13 protein-coding genes and 3 pseudogenes are annotated in these 15,393 nt (G+C 69.7%); 6 read left to right on the forward strand and 10 right to left on the reverse strand.

What is annotated here, in order from left to right:
• Positions 1 to 340: 340 nt before the first annotated feature.
• Entirely contained in the window at positions 341 to 880 is a 540-nt protein-coding gene (locus ACIRF9_RS26055) for an EVE domain-containing protein (RefSeq protein ID WP_403826860.1), read from the reverse strand.
• A 636-nt stretch (positions 881 to 1,516) separates the two neighbouring features.
• Here ACIRF9_RS26055 and ACIRF9_RS26060 point away from each other — a divergent pair.
• From ACIRF9_RS26060 to ACIRF9_RS26070, 3 genes are all read left to right on the forward strand, one after another.
• Complete coding sequence (locus ACIRF9_RS26060) at positions 1,517 to 2,344, forward strand: Lrp/AsnC family transcriptional regulator (protein WP_403827150.1); 828 nt, start codon at positions 1,517 to 1,519, stop codon at positions 2,342 to 2,344.
• Between the two features lie 128 nt (positions 2,345 to 2,472).
• A complete protein-coding gene (locus ACIRF9_RS26065) occupies positions 2,473 to 4,677 on the forward strand; it encodes a glycoside hydrolase family 36 protein (protein ID WP_403826863.1) in 2,205 nt (734 codons plus the stop codon).
• A gap of 70 nt (positions 4,678 to 4,747) precedes the next feature.
• On the forward strand, positions 4,748 to 5,089 hold the full coding sequence (locus tag ACIRF9_RS26070) for a hypothetical protein (protein ID WP_403826866.1): 342 nt from the start codon (positions 4,748 to 4,750) through the stop codon (positions 5,087 to 5,089).
• A gap of 219 nt (positions 5,090 to 5,308) precedes the next feature.
• On the opposite strand, the gene ACIRF9_RS26075 is transcribed toward ACIRF9_RS26070, so the two are convergent.
• Positions 5,309 to 5,857 carry a TetR/AcrR family transcriptional regulator gene (locus ACIRF9_RS26075; RefSeq protein ID WP_403826868.1) on the reverse strand — a complete coding sequence of 183 codons (549 nt, stop codon included), beginning with the start codon at positions 5,855 to 5,857 and terminating at the stop codon, positions 5,309 to 5,311.
• A 54-nt stretch (positions 5,858 to 5,911) separates the two neighbouring features.
• Positions 5,912 to 6,490 carry a TetR/AcrR family transcriptional regulator gene (locus ACIRF9_RS26080; protein WP_403826871.1) on the reverse strand — a complete coding sequence of 193 codons (579 nt, stop codon included), beginning with the start codon at positions 6,488 to 6,490 and terminating at the stop codon, positions 5,912 to 5,914.
• A gap of 91 nt (positions 6,491 to 6,581) precedes the next feature.
• Here ACIRF9_RS26080 and ACIRF9_RS26085 point away from each other — a divergent pair, with 91 nt between their 5' ends.
• Positions 6,582 to 7,418 carry an oxidoreductase gene (locus tag ACIRF9_RS26085; protein WP_403826874.1) on the forward strand — a complete coding sequence of 279 codons (837 nt, stop codon included), beginning with the start codon at positions 6,582 to 6,584 and terminating at the stop codon, positions 7,416 to 7,418.
• A gap of 265 nt (positions 7,419 to 7,683) precedes the next feature.
• Positions 7,684 to 8,231 (forward strand): annotated as a pseudogene (locus ACIRF9_RS26090) (MFS transporter); the annotation flags it as partial.
• Positions 8,232 to 8,450: 219 nt separating this feature from the next.
• Here the strand turns inward: ACIRF9_RS26090 and ACIRF9_RS26095 are convergent.
• The 7 genes and pseudogenes from ACIRF9_RS26095 to ACIRF9_RS26125 all read right to left on the reverse strand — a co-directional run bounded on the left by ACIRF9_RS26095 (position 8,451) and on the right by ACIRF9_RS26125 (position 13,512).
• Positions 8,451 to 8,861, reverse strand: a complete 411-nt coding sequence (locus ACIRF9_RS26095; protein WP_403826876.1) for a nuclear transport factor 2 family protein — start codon at positions 8,859 to 8,861, stop codon at positions 8,451 to 8,453.
• Positions 8,862 to 8,863: 2 nt separating this feature from the next.
• Positions 8,864 to 9,670 (reverse strand): MBL fold metallo-hydrolase, encoded by an 807-nt coding sequence (locus ACIRF9_RS26100; RefSeq protein WP_403826879.1) that lies wholly within the window; start codon positions 9,668 to 9,670, stop codon positions 8,864 to 8,866.
• Positions 9,671 to 9,734: 64 nt separating this feature from the next.
• A complete protein-coding gene (locus ACIRF9_RS26105; protein WP_403826881.1) occupies positions 9,735 to 10,352 on the reverse strand; it encodes a DsbA family protein in 618 nt (205 codons plus the stop codon).
• A gap of 173 nt (positions 10,353 to 10,525) precedes the next feature.
• Positions 10,526 to 11,020: a MarR family winged helix-turn-helix transcriptional regulator gene (locus ACIRF9_RS26110; protein ID WP_403826883.1), complete on the reverse strand. Its 495-nt coding sequence runs from the start codon at positions 11,018 to 11,020 to the stop codon at positions 10,526 to 10,528.
• A gap of 81 nt (positions 11,021 to 11,101) precedes the next feature.
• Positions 11,102 to 11,212, reverse strand: a pseudogene (locus ACIRF9_RS26115) (ABC transporter substrate-binding protein); the annotation flags it as partial.
• A 143-nt stretch (positions 11,213 to 11,355) separates the two neighbouring features.
• Positions 11,356 to 11,745: pseudogene (locus ACIRF9_RS26120) on the reverse strand (RICIN domain-containing protein); the annotation flags it as partial.
• Between the two features lie 300 nt (positions 11,746 to 12,045).
• On the reverse strand, positions 12,046 to 13,512 hold the full coding sequence (locus ACIRF9_RS26125) for a non-reducing end alpha-L-arabinofuranosidase family hydrolase (RefSeq protein ID WP_403826886.1): 1,467 nt from the start codon (positions 13,510 to 13,512) through the stop codon (positions 12,046 to 12,048).
• A 443-nt stretch (positions 13,513 to 13,955) separates the two neighbouring features.
• Here ACIRF9_RS26125 and ACIRF9_RS26130 point away from each other — a divergent pair, with 443 nt between their 5' ends.
• Positions 13,956 to 15,386 (forward strand): endo-1,4-beta-xylanase, encoded by a 1,431-nt coding sequence (locus ACIRF9_RS26130; RefSeq protein ID WP_403826888.1) that lies wholly within the window; start codon positions 13,956 to 13,958, stop codon positions 15,384 to 15,386.
• Positions 15,387 to 15,393: the final 7 nt, after the last annotated feature.

Genomic DNA, 15,393 nt, shown 5'->3' on the forward strand with positions numbered 1-15,393 from the left:
GTACTGAAAAGCCTGGCGGGTTATGGGGCGTGGAGGTTGCGTGGTCGTGAAGTGTCATTTTCGTGCTTTTCCCTCGTCCGGCGCGCCCGGAAACAGCCAATGGCAAAGAGAGTGTTGTCTCGGGGTCAAAGGGGCGATCGGCACGCCATCGACGGGCGGGCGCATGCGACATTTCGCCGACTCGTGGTTCGCCCTTTCGTATGCGACGGGCCACTTCGTCCATTGCGTCAGTGGTGGCCATGGCCGAATAACGCTGGTCAGGCATGCCTGCCAGGTCACGATTCGGTAACCCGTGGGCTGTACGAGGTGATGCTCCGTCAGGTGGAGCGGCTGGCCCGGGCTACGGACCGAACAGTGGCGGGTTCGACCAGCTGGGCCTCGGAACCCTCACTGCGGGGCCCTCCCGGTCGGCATGCCGCGTGCCCGGCGCGGCGGCCATCGCGCCGTACAGGACCTGGAAGTCCTCGACCGCCAACGGTATGCAGCCCAGGCGGAGTCGGTACCCCCAGTGGCGGTCCTGGGTCAGGCGCAGCTGGTACGTGACGTCCCGCAGGTCCAGGGGACGGACGGACAGGAAGTCGACGCGGCGCCGCCAGGGTCGCAGGATTCCGTGGGAGCCCATGTTCATCACCTCGTCGGCTTGGTAGGGCTCGTCGTCGGCGATCACGCCGAGGGCCGTGAACGCACGCAGAGGAGTCGCGCCTCCGCGGCGCTGGGTGGGGGAGTAGAAGACGAAGCCGTCGCCGCGGTGCATACGGGCCAGGTTGTGTCGCTTGCCATGGTTGATCTGGATCATGGCCTGGTTGACGGCGTGGCGGGCGTGCTCGCCGGAAACGATTCCGAGCCAGGCCTGCTCGGGCGGGCCTGGAGGACGGGTCACCAAGGCAGTGTCATCCTTTCTCCGTTGCTGGTGGAGTTGTCATCCTTCAGGCAATACTTGACACATAGCGTCATGTTTTCGGCTCGTAGTGGTGTGGACAGTGGACTGCGGCCGATCGGATGGCGTCACTTCTCCGGCGAAATCGAGGCTGTGGCGTCAGATTCCCGGGCTTCTCCCGGCCCTGGCCGGCTCTGGCTGTTCGGCCCGGCGGAAGGTTGCCGCCGAAGTCAGCCGATCGCAGCACCCCACGCTGCAAGGGAGAGCACGCCGGCCTGAACCTGGACGCCGACCGGGGGCGCGCCATGGCCGCCCTGTCCGAGTCCTTCCTCGACGGACTCCAGTGGTGCCTGGTGATCGCCGCCGTGCTGACCCACCTCGCCGCCGCGGTCGGCCTGGTCCTGCTGAGGGCACCGCGGCACACCCCCTGGCGCGGCCGGAAAGGGCCCCACGGCCCCCGGCGGCCACGCCGCCGGCCAACCCGGCACCATCGCACCGGTCGGCGCGGAGCCGCACCGAGCGGCAGCGCCCTCCAGCTGACGCCGAGCGGCTCGTACACGCCCCGGGACGGGAATCGTCCCGGGGCGTGCCGCATGCACTATCCATCTCGCCGCACGTATCTCGGAGCAGGAGAAAGTCATTGGAGTCCCACAACCCCTCGACACCCTCGACCTGAAGCTGCTCCACGCCCTCCAGTTGGACGGACGGGTACCGTTCAGCCGGATCGCCGAGGTCCTCGGAGTGTCGGACCCGACCGTCGCCCGGCGCTTCCGCCGACTGCGCACCAGCGTCAACCTGCGAGTCGTGGGCATGACCGAGGAGAGCCTGCTCGGCCAGGAGAGCTGGATCGTCCGCCTGCGCTGCACCCCCGACGTGGCCGAGCGGCTCGCGGGCGCCCTGGCCCGGCGCCCCGACACCAAGTACGTCGGCCTGACTTCCGGCGGTACCGAGGTGATGTGCGCGATGATGCCGCGCAACCGGCGGGACCGCGACGAACTTCTCTTCGAGCGCCTGCAACGTACGCCCCGGATCACCTCCGTCGACGCCTACCGCATCCTCCACACGTTCTACGGCGGCCCGCTCGGCCGGCTCAACAAGAACCGGGCCCTCGAACCCGACGAGGAGGCCGCCCTGTGCCCGCCGCCCGTCGAACCGGCCGCCGCTCCCGTCACCCTCGATGAGGCCGACGAGGCCCTGCTCACGGTGCTGAGGCGCGACGGCCGAGCCACACTGAGCGAACTCCGGAACGGCACCGGGCAGTCGGAGTCCGTGGTGAAGCGGCGCCTGGAACGCCTGCGTTCCTCGGGCGTGCTGTACTTCGACGTTCAGTACGACACCGCACCGCTCGGCCAGACCGTCGACGCGATGCTGTGGCTCACCGTCGCTCCCAGCGCCCTCGACGCCGTCGGGGGCGCACTCGGTCAAGCAACTCACCTACGAGCCGAGCCGCTGAGCATCCGCAGGTGATTCTCCGCGGGGTACGGGACGTGACCTCTTGCAGGCCTGGAAGCAGGGGACGTAGCGTCCTCCTGACAGAAAACGTTTACTACGCCACCATCTGATCATCTTCGGACTCGCATCGGAGCACACCTCTCATGCCCACACCTCATCTCCGCTGGGGGAACGACGCCCTCTCGCTGCTGCTGCGGCTCGATCCGGCGGGTCCTGCGCGGCTGCTTGCCGCCGGTGCGGCCGCGACGCTTCCCGATCCTGAGCGTGAGCCCGAGGTCTGCGCCCGGCTCGCGCATCGCGCGCTGCCCCTCGTCGAGATCCAGACCACCGGCAGTGGACGCCTGGGCACGTCCGGCAAGCGCCATGTCGACGGCGCGGCCTCGCGCGCACTGCGGTGCATCGGGTACGAGGAGGAGAGCGGGAAGGCGCGGATCCTGCGCATGAGGATGGCCGACGAGACCGGCACGCTGCGGGTCACCGCCGAGTTCCGGCTCCACGACGACGTGCCGGTGCTGCATGCCGAGACGGAGGTGGAGAACACCGGGGACCGGCCCGTCACGTTGGAGTACGTCTCCTCCTTCGCGTTGTCCAACCTGGCTCACCGCTTGCCGAAGGATCAGCACTGGGAGGACGGCCTGACCCTGTGGCTGGCGGCCAATCCCTGGAGTGGGGAGTTCCGCTGGGCCGGCGGAACGCTCGCCGAGCGCGGTCTCCACGACGTCGGGATGGTGACGTTCGGGCAGACCGGCTCGAAGAACCGGATCGCCGTGACGAGCACCGGCTCCTGGTCGTCGTCGGAGTACCTGCCGATGGGATGCCTGGAGGAGACGACGACCGGCCGGGCCCTGATGTGGCAGATCGAGCACAACGGTTCCTGGCACGCCGAACTCGGCGACCGCTTCGACGACGTGTACCTGGCGCTGTCCGGGCCGACGGACCGGGAACACCAGTGGCGCCGCCGACTGGCGCCCGGGGAGACATTCCGTACGGTCCCGGCCGCGGTCGCGGTCGTCGACGAGGGCGGATTCGAGGCGGCTCTCGCCGCCATGACCGGCCATCGCCGCGCCGTCCGCCGACCGCACCCCGACCACCACCGACTGCCCGTCGTCTTCAACGACTTCATGAACAGCCTGATGGGTGAGCCCACGACCCAGGCCCTGCTGCCGCTGATCGACGCGGCGGCGCGAGCGGGCGCGGAGGTGTTCTGCGTCGACGCCGGCTGGTACGACGCCGAACCGCCGGGTGCCGTCGGTCCCGGTGGCGTGCCGGGCTGGTGGGACGCCGTGGGGGAGTGGCGGGAGTCGGTGTCCCGTTTTCCCGGCGGCCTGACGGAGGTACTGGATCGTATCCGCGGGGCGGGCATGATTCCGGGGCTGTGGCTGGAACCGGAAGTGGTCGGCGTCCGCAGCACGGTGGCGACCGCGCTGCCCGACGAGGCGTTCTTCCGCCGCGACGGGGTCCGGGTCGCCGAGTGGGGCCGCCACCAGCTCGACCTGCGGCACCCGGCCGCCCGCGCCCACCTCGACACGGTCGTGGACCGGCTGGTGCGCGACTACGGAGTGGGCTACCTCAAACTCGACTACAACATCGACATCGGCGCGGGCACGGACGGCCCCGGCGGCGCGGACAGCCCCGGCGACGGGCTGCTCGGCCACAACCGCGCCTACCTGGACTGGCTCGACGGCGTCCTCGACCGCCACCCCCGCCTGACCCTGGAGAGCTGCGCGGCGGGCGGCAGCCGCACCGACCACGCCATCCTGTCCCGGCTGCCCATCCACTCCGTCACCGACCAGCAGGACTTCCGCCTGCTGCCCGCCATCGCCGCCGCCGCACCCACGGCCGTCACCCCCGAACAGGGCGCGATCTGGGCGTACCCGCTGCCGGAGCACACCGACGCCGAGCTGGGCATGGTCATGGTGTCCGCTCTGCTGGGCCGGGTGCACCTCAGCGGCCGCCCGGATTTGTTGACGCAGGCCCAGTTGGACGTCGTACGGCGGGCGCTGGACACCTACAAGACGTATCGGCACTCGCTGCGCGAGGCGCGGCCGCACTGGCCGCTCGGCCTGCCGGGCTGGCGCGACGGTTGGCACGCCCTCGCGCTGACGACCGCCGACGGATCCACCCTGCTGGCCCTGTGGCGGCGCGACGGCGCCCCCGAGGAGGTGGAGCTGCCGCTGCCGTGGATGGACGAACGCCCCTGTCCTCGCGTGCTGTTCGAGGCGGGTGCGCGCGCGAGGCTCGACTGGAACGGGGACGCACGGCGCCTGCGTGTGAACCTGCCCGTCGAGCGATCCGCGGTACTCCTCGCCTCGGGCCCGCTCGCGGCTTTGAACCCGGCGGGTCGGTGACCGGTCCTACGGTCACAGGAAACGTTTACTTCTCGGCGGGCGGGTCGACGACCGGGGCCGGGCGTACCAAGTGCCGGAGCGGCAGAACCCCTTCGCCGGTGCCAGGATCACCGTGGCCTCCAGGCTCAGCGAGAGGCTGGTCCTGCGTGCCGGTTACCCGGCTCAGCCGGGTGGGCGCACGAAGGTGGAGTACTTCGTCGACGAGGCGCTCAAGGAAGCCGGGTTCAAGGTCCGGTCCGCGCTCAACCCGTCCGGCGTGAAGATCGTCCACGAGCCCGATCTCCGGCTGCTCCCCGGCAACGGCCCCCAGGCCATCGACCAGCAGGCCATCGACCAGCAGGCCGAGAAGCTCCGGAGTCTGCTCGCCGCCGACCGGCCCACCGCGAGGCACGCACGGCAACAGGCCGCTTGACGTGAGGTGTTCGCCGGCGTCACAGAAGGGGGGGGGGCGGGGGGGGGGCCCCCCGGCGCCCCCCGCGCGGGGGGGGGCGGGGGGGGGGCGCCCCCCCGGGGGGCAGGCCCGGCAACCGGCCGGTTGCGGTGTGGTGTGCGCGGGCGACACCGAGGCCGGGGCCCGGAGTGGATCCACTCCGGGCCCGGCCTTCTGTGTGCCGAAGGAGTCGGACAGGCCCTATGGCTGGGCACGCAGACCCGTGCGGACCACGTCGATCATGCGCCGACGGGCCTCGGGGTCGAGGGCCTGCTGTTCCCGGGCGAGGCAGCCGACCATGAGGGCCTTGACGTCGGCCCGCGTGATGTCCGGCCGTACCGCCCCGGCTTTCTGGGCGGCGGCGAGCAGTTCGTCCTCCACGGCCAGCAGGTTGTGCTCGGGGTCGAAGGCGACGGCCTCGACGTCGAAGCCGGTCCCGCTCATCGCCTGGGACAGTCCGCGGTTCACCGCGATCTGCTCGACCATGTGGGCGAAGAACTCGAAGAACGCGGTGCCCGGATCACGGGTGGCGGCCAGCTCGCGGGCCCGGTCGACGATGCCACTCACCAGGTGCAGCACGATCGCCTCGTACAGCGAGTCCTTCGTCGGGAAGTGCCGGCTGACCGTCCCGGTGCCGACACCGGCCCGCCGGGCGATCTCGGCCACCGGCACGGCCAGACCCTCGGCGGCGAACGTGTCCAGCGCCGCCTCCAGGACGCGCTTGCGGTTGCGCTGGGCGTCAGCACGCATGAGGCACCTTCCGGTTCGGCATATAAGCGGGACAACTGTCCCGATTGTAGCGGATCAGTATGCCTGCGTGCTGCGGGTGTGGGTGGTCAGGCCGGTGAGGACCAGGGCGAGCCAGCGGGTGCGGGTGGCGGGGGGCTGGTCGGTGGGGGCGGTGTTGAAGAGCAGGTAGATGTCGTCGACGGTGACGTCCTGGTGGATGTCCCCGTCGGCTTGTCCTGCCTGGATCAGGGTGGCCAGCGCGGCGCCGGCGCGGGCTTCGGCGTCCCCTACGGCCAGGTCCGCGCCGAGCGTGTGGGCGGCGGCCTTGACGGCGCGGTTGGTCGCGGTCGCCTCGATGACGTAGGCGAGGAAGCCGGTGATCTCGTCCATGGCGCGCGAGCCGGAGGCGGCGCGTTCGCGGGCGGCCTCCGCGACTTCGGCGACGTGCCTGAGGTATTCGGCGATGACGGCGCTGACCAGGTCGGTCTTGTTGGGGAAGTGGCGGTAGAGGGTGCCCACGGCCACGCCCGCCGCGGCGGCGATCTCGTCCATTCCGGCGTCGGGTCCGTGCAGGGTGATCTGTTCGCGGGCGGCGTCGAGGATCTTCTTGCGGTTGCGGACGGCGTCCGCGCGAGGCGCTCGGGCCTGGGTCATGGCTCTCCTGCGGGTGGGGCTTGCATTAACGTGAACCATGGTTCATGATGGATGGTGAACCGAAGTTCATCTTACTCCCCAAGGATTCGGTATGACCACCAAGACCGCTCTCGTGACCGGCGCCTCGTCCGGCATCGGTGAGGCCACCGCTCTGAAGCTGCAGGCCCTCGGCTACACCGTCTACGGCGCCGCCCGCCGCACCGACCGCCTCCAGGCCCTGGCCGGCCAGGGCATCCGCCCGCTGGCCATGGACGTCACCGACGACGACTCCATGCGCTCCGGCGTCGAACGGATCGTCGCCGAGACCGGCCGCGTCGACGTCCTCGTCAACAACGCCGGGTACGGCTCCTACGGCTCCATCGAGGACGTGCCGATGGACGAGGCCCGCCGCCAGTTCGAGGTCAACGTGTTCGGTGCGATGCGGCTGGCCCAGCTCGTCATGCCGCACATGCGCGCCCAGCGCTCGGGCACGATCCTCAACGTCACCTCCATGGGCGGGAAGATCCACACCCCGCTGGGCGGCTGGTACCACGGCACCAAGTTCGCCCTCGAAGGTCTCAGTGACGCCATGCGCCTGGAGGCCAAGCCCTTCGGCGTCGACATCGTCGTCATCGAGCCCGGTGGCATCAAGACCGAGTGGGGCGGCATCGCCGCCGACAACGTGGAGAAGATCTCCGGCGGCGGCGCCTACGCCAAGCAGGCCGAGGCCGTCGCGGCCGGGATGCGCTCCGAGGCCAACATCAAGCGCAGCTCCCCGCCCCAGGTCATCGCCGACGCGATCGGCAAGGCCGTCACGGCCCGCCGCCCGAAGACCCGGTATGCCACCGGCTTCGCCGCCCGCCCCATGATCGGTATGCGGCGCGTCCTGTCCGACCGGGCCTTCGACGGCCTCATCACCCGCGTCATGGGCATGCCCAAGTCCGCCTGAGGCGGCAGTCGGTACAGCCGGCCTCACGCCGCCTCAAGACCGGGACCGCTCTGAGCGGGTGCGGTCCCACCGCGCCGAAGCCGTGGGGACGGGATCGGCGCACCCCGGGCCCGACGGCCGGACCCATCCCCCTCCGGTCCGCCACCGGGCCCGGGGCCCCTCTCCGCAGTTTTGGGTGGCGCGATCGACGCCCGCCCCGCCCACCGGGGCTGGGGCTCCTCTCCGCAGGTGGGTGGCGCGATCGACACCCGCCCCGCTGAACACGATCGGCGCCCCGCTGATGGCCCGGGTTCCGGCCCGGCTGCTGATGGGCCCCGGCTTCCTGGTCGCCGCGTCCGGCATGTTCCTGCTGACCCAGCTGGAGACCGGCTCCTCGTACGCGGGGCTGATCCTGCCCGCGATGCTGCTGCTCGGTCTCGGCATGCGTACGGCGTTCATGCCGGCGATGTCCCTGGCCACCCTGGGCGTCGAGCCGCGTGACGCCGGTGTCGCCTCCGCGATGGTCAACACCTCGCAGCAGGTGGGCGGCGCGATCGGCACCGCCCTGCTCAACACCATTGCCGCCTCCGCCACGACCGCCTACGTCAAGGACCACATCGGCTCCGCGGCCTCCCGGTCGCAGCAGCAACTGGTCCAGCTGGAGGGCATGGTGCACGGCTACACCAACGCCGTCTGGTTCGCCGCCGGCATGCTGGTCCTCGCCGCCGCGATCGTCGTCACCTTGGTCAATGTCGGCGCCCCGGCTCCACCACCGTGACCGGCGCGACCGCGGGCGCCGAGGACGAACTGCCGGTGCCGGTCATCGCCCACTGACGGCGCCTTCCGGGTGGTATCCCCTCGGGCCGGCCGTGCCAGGGGAGGGGACGTCTCCTGCGCACGACTTCCAGGGTCTGCCCTGGCCTGCTGAACGAGCGGCTCAGCGGGCCAGGGCCCGTCCCCAGCCCGGACTGCCCATGAACCGACCGGGCGAGTCCAGGGCCGGGGACAGCCTGTGGACATCTCGGGCTCAAACGCCATTGCGCTTGAGACGGTTCAACCTGTCATGGCCTCGCGTACGAGTGCCGTGTCGACGAACTGCTCGAAGCGGACGATGAGTCCACCGCGTACCACGAAGTGGTGGGCGACACGGACGTCGATCGACTTGCCGGTCGCCTTGTTGAGGGCGGTGTAGCGGGCCAGGACGACGACGTTCTCGCCGTCGACGACGTACGTGTCGTCGTGGGCGGCCCAGCCGTCCCAGTCCTGACCGAGCTTCTCCATGACGTTGGAGGTCACGCCCTCGGGTGTGCGGTAGGTGCCGGCGAGCGGGAAGCCGGCCATCTCCGTCCACTCCACGTCCGGGGCGAGAGTGGCCCGCAGGGCTTCCAGGTCGCCGGCGGCCGAGGCCAGGTACTGGCGGCGTACGACGTCCGCGGGGGCGGTAGAGGTCGCGAAGTCGGCCATGGTCAGCCCCACTTCATCTCGCCCTTGGCGACCTTCGCACCGATCTGGGCGGCGATCAGCATGCCGTTGTCCGGGTAGCGCTTGATGAGTGCCTCGGTGAGCGCGGCGCCGTCGGCGGCCTTGCCGAGCTCCTCCTCGAAGGCGAGGAGGTAGTCGCGGGTGGCGGCGATGGCGGAGGCGTCCGCCGGGGTGCCGGGCAGACGGTGGCCGGGGACGACCAGCTCCGGTTCGAGGGCGGCCATTTCGTCCAGCAGGTCGATCCAGGTGGCGCGGTCGCCGGGGGTGGGGGTGTCGGCTACCCAGACGTGCTCGCGCTGGAAGAGCAGCACGCCGCCCAGGAGGGCGCGGTGCTCGGCCTGCCACAGGTAGTGGCGGTCGGGCAGACCGGCCGGGCCGCCCTTGAGCTCGAAGCGGTGGCCCTCCAGGGCGAGGTCACCGGTCAGCGGCTCGATGTCGACGAGGCGGGTGGGCAGGTTCGGGCCGAGCGCCGCCCAGGCCTTGAGCTTGCCCTCGTAGGAGTGCTGGATGTGCTCGATGACGATCGGGGTGGCGACGAACTTCGCCTCGGGGAAGGCGTCGGCGACGACCTCGGCGCCGAAGTAGAAGTCCGGGTCGCCGTGGCTGATGAAGACGGTGGCCAGCTTCTTGCCCGAGTCGAGGATCTCGGCGGCCAGACGGTGCCCGTCGGCCCGGGTGAAGCCGGCGTCGACCAGCAACGCCTCGTTCTCGCCGGTGACGAGCGTGGCGGTCTTGTTCTTGCTGCCGGCCGGGAAGTCCAGGTCGAGGACCTTGAAGGACAGGGTGCTCATGGATGACTCCTTGCGGTGAGAGGGAGAGGGGAGAGGGGAGAGGGGTGGCGGGGACGGGGGATGTTCAGCGGGTAGGAAGGGTCGCCAGCCGTCGGTCGACCTCGTCGGCGGTGGCATGGCCGTGGGCCACGGGGGTGACCAAGTCGCCGTCGACGGCCAGCAGCGTGGGGAAGCCGGTGACACCCAGCGAGGCGGACCGGTGGAAGTCGGCGCCGGCCGCCACGCGCACCTCGGACCCCTCGAAGGCGGTGACCACGGCGTCGGTGTCCAGCCCGGCCTCCTCGGCGACTTTCCGGTAGGTCGCGGCGTCGGAGAGGCTCAGGCCGTCGACGTAGAAGGCCCGCTGCAGGGCGACGGCCAGTTCCGCCGCACGGACCGGAGCCGCCTGGCGCAGGGCGGCGACCCCGCGCGCGGCGGCCTCCGAGTCCATCACGAACGAGCCGTCCGCGATCAGCCGCTCGTACGGCTCACCGAACTCGGCGCCCGTCAGCTCGGCGATCTTGGCGTTCGCGCCCTGGACGTAGCCGAACTCGCGGATCGGCACCCGGCGCGCTCCGGTGAACAGGCCGCCGGACACGATCTCGACGGGCAGCTCGGGATGGCGCGAGGCGACCTCGCTCAGCGTTCCGGAGAACCCGTGAGACCAGCCGCAGTAGGCGTCGAACACATAGACGAGCTTCATCGAAGACCTCGGCAGAGGAGCGGCGCCCGCCGGTTGCGAGCGATTCACCTGACAGAACAGTAGCTGACGCGTCAGATATTTCTTCGGCCGTGTGAGCTGGGACACGTTGGCGTGGCTGAGATCATTGCGTCAGCGTCGTCGCTGGTCCGCAGGTCAGGTCAGGTCGGGTCAGATCAGGGCAGGCGTGGCAGCAGATCCCGGGCCGTGTGGCTGAGGATGCGGAGATCCTCCGCGAACCGCTTCCGGTCGGCCGCGGGCAGGGGGTCCACGAGATACCGCTTGATGTTCTCCAGGTGGACCCGGGACGCGCGGACGACCGTCTCCTCGCCCTGCGCGGTCAGCCGCACCAGTTTCCCGCGCCGGTCGTGCGGATCCTCCGCGCGCTCGACCAGCCCGGCCGCCTCCATGCGGTCCACCAGCCGGGTGGCGCCGCCCGTGGTCAGGACCTGCTCCTGGGCGACGGCCCGCATGGAGAGTCCCGGCTCGCCCGCGCGCCCGAGGATCAGCAGCACCTCGAACATCAAGTGGCTGATGCCGCACTCCACTTCGAGCGCCCGGCCGAGAATGTACTCCAGCCGGTTGGCCGCGCCCTGCAGCCGGCCGAACGCCAGGATGAGCTCGTGATCCGCGGCCTCCTTCGCCGTTGTGATCTCCGCCTGCTCGTCCACGGTCGCGCCGCCCCTCTGGTCGTCCCGGTAGCAGCGTACCGATCATGCCTGGGAGGGCCGGTGCGACCACGGACACAGCTGCTAGGACCCCGGGTGCAGGCCGAGCCGGCCGGGTGTCCGGTTTCCCTTGACCTCGCCGAAGTAGAGGGCGAAGGTCTGCTTCCAGCGCTCGACGGCGGCGCGGTCGGCCATCCGCAAGAACGGCGGGTTCCAGCTCGACGTCGAGCTCCCGCCCCCAACACCACGGCGGAAGTCCGCGTGCCCACCGATGGACGCACAGTTCAAGTAACGGGGGACGGCGCGGTGTTCAAGGGCATGCGGGGCGACCGAGCCGCCTACGGCGTGACCTCGGGGAGGCACACGTTCTTCGCCTGTGACGAGCACCCTGGATCGCGTCGCACTGGAACGGGTAGCTCAGGGTTCTCCGTCGGTCCGCCACCGGTGCCGCTCCACTGGCCGACGATCGTGCCGGTCGCGGTGGAGGCGTTCGGGATCTCCAGGTACCTGCCTGTGACACGGTTGGTGATGGTGTAACCGCCGGAGGGCGCGGGAGCGACGGCCCATTCGTGGTCGAGGGTGCCGTCGTCGTCCCACTGGAGGATCTTGGCGCCGTCGGCGGTGGACTGGTTCTCGACGCCGAGTACCTTTCCGCTGGCGACGCTGAGGATCTTGAAGTAGCCGGAGGGCTGCTGGACGAAGCGCCACTGCTGGTCGGTGGCGTTGCTCCGGTCGCCCTCGGGCCGGCTGGACCGGCGTTCACGGGCGAGGGCCCGCGGGGTGAAACCGCAATGCCGACCTGGCTCGTCCGCCGCGGCGCACCAGGCCACCCGGTGCGCCTGGACCGTTGGCAAGCGCCACCGGCGGCGGCACCGCGTTACGGGATGGCCCTCGGGTTGGTGAGCGTTGCCCGACCCGCGCTCCGTCGCCGTATGAGCGCTGACGTGGTCGCGTGACCCGGGCGGGCTCGGCCTTCCACCGGGCCCGCCACGTCGGCTCCCTACCGGAGCCGGACTCGTGCCACGCCGTCAGCGCTGCAGTGTCAGCAGGCCCGGACGGTAGGGCAGGAGGCCGTAGTCGCCGCCGGAGTTGGGGCTGCGCCCCTGGTAGAGCAACCGCAGATTGCAGGGATCGACGGTCATGGTCTGATCGGCGCTGGTGCGGATCAGTTCGCCATGGCTGATGTCGTTGGTCCAGGTGGCGGCGCTGTTGGCCTTTCCGGCGAAGGGATTGCTCTCGGTCGCGGCCTGGGGTGTCCATGAGCCGTTCAGACTGGTGGCCGTGAACGAGCGGAAGTAGCGGCCCTGCGAGCCGATCGCCTCGACGATCATGAGGTAGCGGTTCTGACCCTGCAGCTTGTAGACCTGCGGGGCCTCGAACAAGTTGTTCTGGGTGTCGCTCATGATCGTCGTGTACGACGAGCCGAAGCTGCCCGGGAAGTTCCCGATCGGCATGCTCGCCCGGTAGATCTTGCCGTTGTCACCGGCGAAGAACAGGTACATGTTCGTCCCGTCGGCGATCAGCGTCTGGTCGATGGGTCCGGTGCCGGAGCCGGAGATGCTTCCGGTGAAGAGCACCTGCGGGGATGACCAGCCATTCGGGTTGGTGGGGTCGCTCGACGTCCGGTAGGAGAAGGCGGTTCCGCCCCACTGGTAGGCGAGTACCCAGATGTTCTTCGGCGCGAAGTAGAAGAGCGTGGGTGCGACGGTGGAGGATGACATCGTGTTCTGGCTGGCCGAGGCCATCTCCGACCAGTTGGTGAACAGGCCGAAGTTCATCGAACCCCAATTGGTCCCCGTGTCGTGCGTCGTCGCATAGACGAGTTGCCTGCCGTTGTAGGGGACGACGGTGAAGTCCTTGAGCGACACCCACCCTGGCTTGGGCTGCGCCAGTGCGCCCGTTGACGTCCAGCGGTATGTCGACGGAAGATCGCACGGGCCGGGGGTGTCGCCGCCGACCTTGACGAGCTGCCACTGCTGGTTGGTGCCGCCCCAGTCGTCGTACTGGACGATGTTCGCGTTGTCGGTGGTGGCACCGCCTTGCACTTCGAGAGCCTTGCCGCTGTGGCGCGAGATGAACCTCACGTGGCCATCCGAGCTGTCGGCCAGCCGCCACTGCTGATTGGTGCCGTTCAGGTCGGCCCACTGGACGATCGAGCCCCCGTTCGCGTTGGACAAGTTGTAGACATCCAGCACCTTGCCCGAGTGGCGGGACTTGATGCGGTAGTAGCCGCCCCCGGAATCGACGAACTGCCACTGCTGCTGGGTCTGATCGTTCCTGGTCCACTGGGTGATGCGGGCGCCGTCGTCAGTTGCCCTGTTGTAGACATCCAGGGCCTTGCCGCTGTTGCGGTTGACCAGCACATACGAGGCGTTGGGGTCTACGGTCGCAGCGGCGGCGGGCTGGGCACCGAGGAAGGTGGCCACGAGCAGCAAGGGCGCGAGGACAGCGAGTAAGGGTCTTGGACGGAGCGGGGACGGGTGGCGAAACCACATCAGAGGGCTCCCTCTCGAAACATTCGAAGAATTCCCGGATACTTCGACGCCACAAGCTAGAAATGTGGAGCCCTCTGGTCAAGGCCTGTCGCCGATCTGTCCACAAACAGCACCTCCTCTTCCGGCCAAGGACCCGTCCCCGGCTCGACGTGTCCGAATGTTTCGAGCGAGGGACCGAAATTTTTTCTGCAGAGAGTATTGACGATGCATCGTCAACGCCTCAATCTCCCTGTCTGAGAACCCGGCGATAGTTCGAGATATCGAATTGTGACGCCGTGTGGCGGTCCCCCCACTGAGCCGCGTTGGAGTGCCCCCATGCCTGTGTCGCAGCACCGTCGCCGCCCGGGTTCCGGCAGCCCGCCCGGCCCGTCTGCCGGGTGGGAGCGGACGGCGCGTCCCCTGCGCTTCAGTCCTTCCGTGATCTCTTCCTTGGAGGCACAGCCATGGGCTCGTATGCCCTTCCCGGATCCCTTGTCCGCCGGAAGATCCGCGGCCTGCTGCTGGCGCTGGTCGTCGGCGCCCTCGGTACGTCCGCCGCACTGGTCGCGCCGCGGCCCGCACACGCGGCCGAGAGCACGCTCGGCGCCGCGGCGGCGCAGAGCGGCCGCTACTTCGGCACCGCCATCGCCTCGGGCAGGCTCGGTGACTCGGCGTACACGACGATCGCGGGCCGTGAGTTCAACTCGGTGACGGCCGAGAACGAGATGAAGATCGACGCCACCGAACCGCAGCGGGGCCAGTTCAACTTCACCGCCGGTGACCGCGTCTACAACTGGGCGGTGCAGAACGGCAAGCAGGTGCGCGGCCACACCCTGGCCTGGCACTCCCAGCAGCCCGGCTGGATGCAGAGCCTCAGCGGCAGCACGCTGCGCCAGGCGATGATCAACCACATCAACGGCGTGATGGCCCACTACAAGGGCAAGATCGTCCAGTGGGACGTCGTGAACGAGGCCTTCGCGGACGGCAGTTCGGGAGCCCGGCGCGACTCCAACCTGCAACGCACCGGCAACGACTGGATCGAGGTCGCCTTCCGCACCGCGCGCGCAGCCGACCCGGCCGCCAAACTCTGCTACAACGACTACAACGTCGAGGACTGGACCTGGGCCAAAACCCAGGCCATGTACGCCATGGTCCGAGACTTCAAGCAGCGCGGCGTGCCGATCGACTGCGTCGGCTTCCAGTCGCACTTCAACAGCGGCAGCCCCTACAACAGCAACTTCCGCACCACCCTGCAGAGCTTCGCCGCCCTCGGCGTCGACGTGGCCATCACCGAACTCGACATCCAGGGCGCCCCGGCCACGACCTACGCCAACGTGACCAACGACTGCCTGGCCGTCCCGCGCTGCCTGGGCATCACCGTCTGGGGTGTGCGCGACAGCGACTCCTGGCGACCGGAGCACACGCCGCTGCTGTTCAACGGCGACGGCAGCAAGAAGCCCGCCTACACAGCGGTCCTCAACGCACTCAACGGCGGCTCCACAAACCCCCCTTCGGACTCCGGGCCGATCAAGGGCGTCGGTTCGGGCCGCTGCCTGGACGTGCCCGGCAGCAGCACCACCGATGGCACCCAACTCCAGCTGTGGGACTGCCACAACGGCACCAACCAGCAGTGGACGTACACCGCCGCCGGCGAGCTCAAGATCTACGGCAACAAGTGCCTGGACGCCGCCGGCACCGGCAGCGGCACCAAAGTCCAGATCTACAGCTGCTGGGGCGGCGACAACCAGAAATGGCGCCTCAACTCCGACGGATCCATCGTCGGCGCCCAGTCCGGCCTCTGCCTCGACGCCGTCTCGGGCGGCACCGCCAACGGCACCGTGATCCAGCTCTACTCCTGCTCGAACGGCAGCAACCAACGCTGGACCCGCACCTGATGGGGCG

The organism is Streptomyces sp. NPDC096132 (genome assembly GCF_044763345.1).
GTDB lineage: Bacteria > Actinomycetota > Actinomycetes > Streptomycetales > Streptomycetaceae > Streptomyces.

Bases quoted from the DNA above. Each gene is read 5' to 3' on its own strand.
- ACIRF9_RS26130 (WP_403826888.1), top strand. From the start codon at position 13,956: ATGGGCTCGTATGCCCTTCCCGGATCCCTTGTCCGCCGGAAGATCCGC.
- ACIRF9_RS26100 (WP_403826879.1), bottom strand. From the start codon at position 9,670: ATGAGCACCCTGTCCTTCAAGGTCCTCGACCTGGACTTCCCGGCCGGC.
- ACIRF9_RS26125 (WP_403826886.1), bottom strand. From the start codon at position 13,512: ATGTGGTTTCGCCACCCGTCCCCGCTCCGTCCAAGACCCTTACTCGCT.
- ACIRF9_RS26075 (WP_403826868.1), bottom strand. From the start codon at position 5,857: ATGCGTGCTGACGCCCAGCGCAACCGCAAGCGCGTCCTGGAGGCGGCG.
- ACIRF9_RS26085 (WP_403826874.1), top strand. From the start codon at position 6,582: ATGACCACCAAGACCGCTCTCGTGACCGGCGCCTCGTCCGGCATCGGT.
- ACIRF9_RS26080 (WP_403826871.1), bottom strand. From the start codon at position 6,490: ATGACCCAGGCCCGAGCGCCTCGCGCGGACGCCGTCCGCAACCGCAAG.
- ACIRF9_RS26105 (WP_403826881.1), bottom strand. From the start codon at position 10,352: ATGAAGCTCGTCTATGTGTTCGACGCCTACTGCGGCTGGTCTCACGGG.
- ACIRF9_RS26065 (WP_403826863.1), top strand. From the start codon at position 2,473: ATGCCCACACCTCATCTCCGCTGGGGGAACGACGCCCTCTCGCTGCTG.
- ACIRF9_RS26095 (WP_403826876.1), bottom strand. From the start codon at position 8,861: ATGGCCGACTTCGCGACCTCTACCGCCCCCGCGGACGTCGTACGCCGC.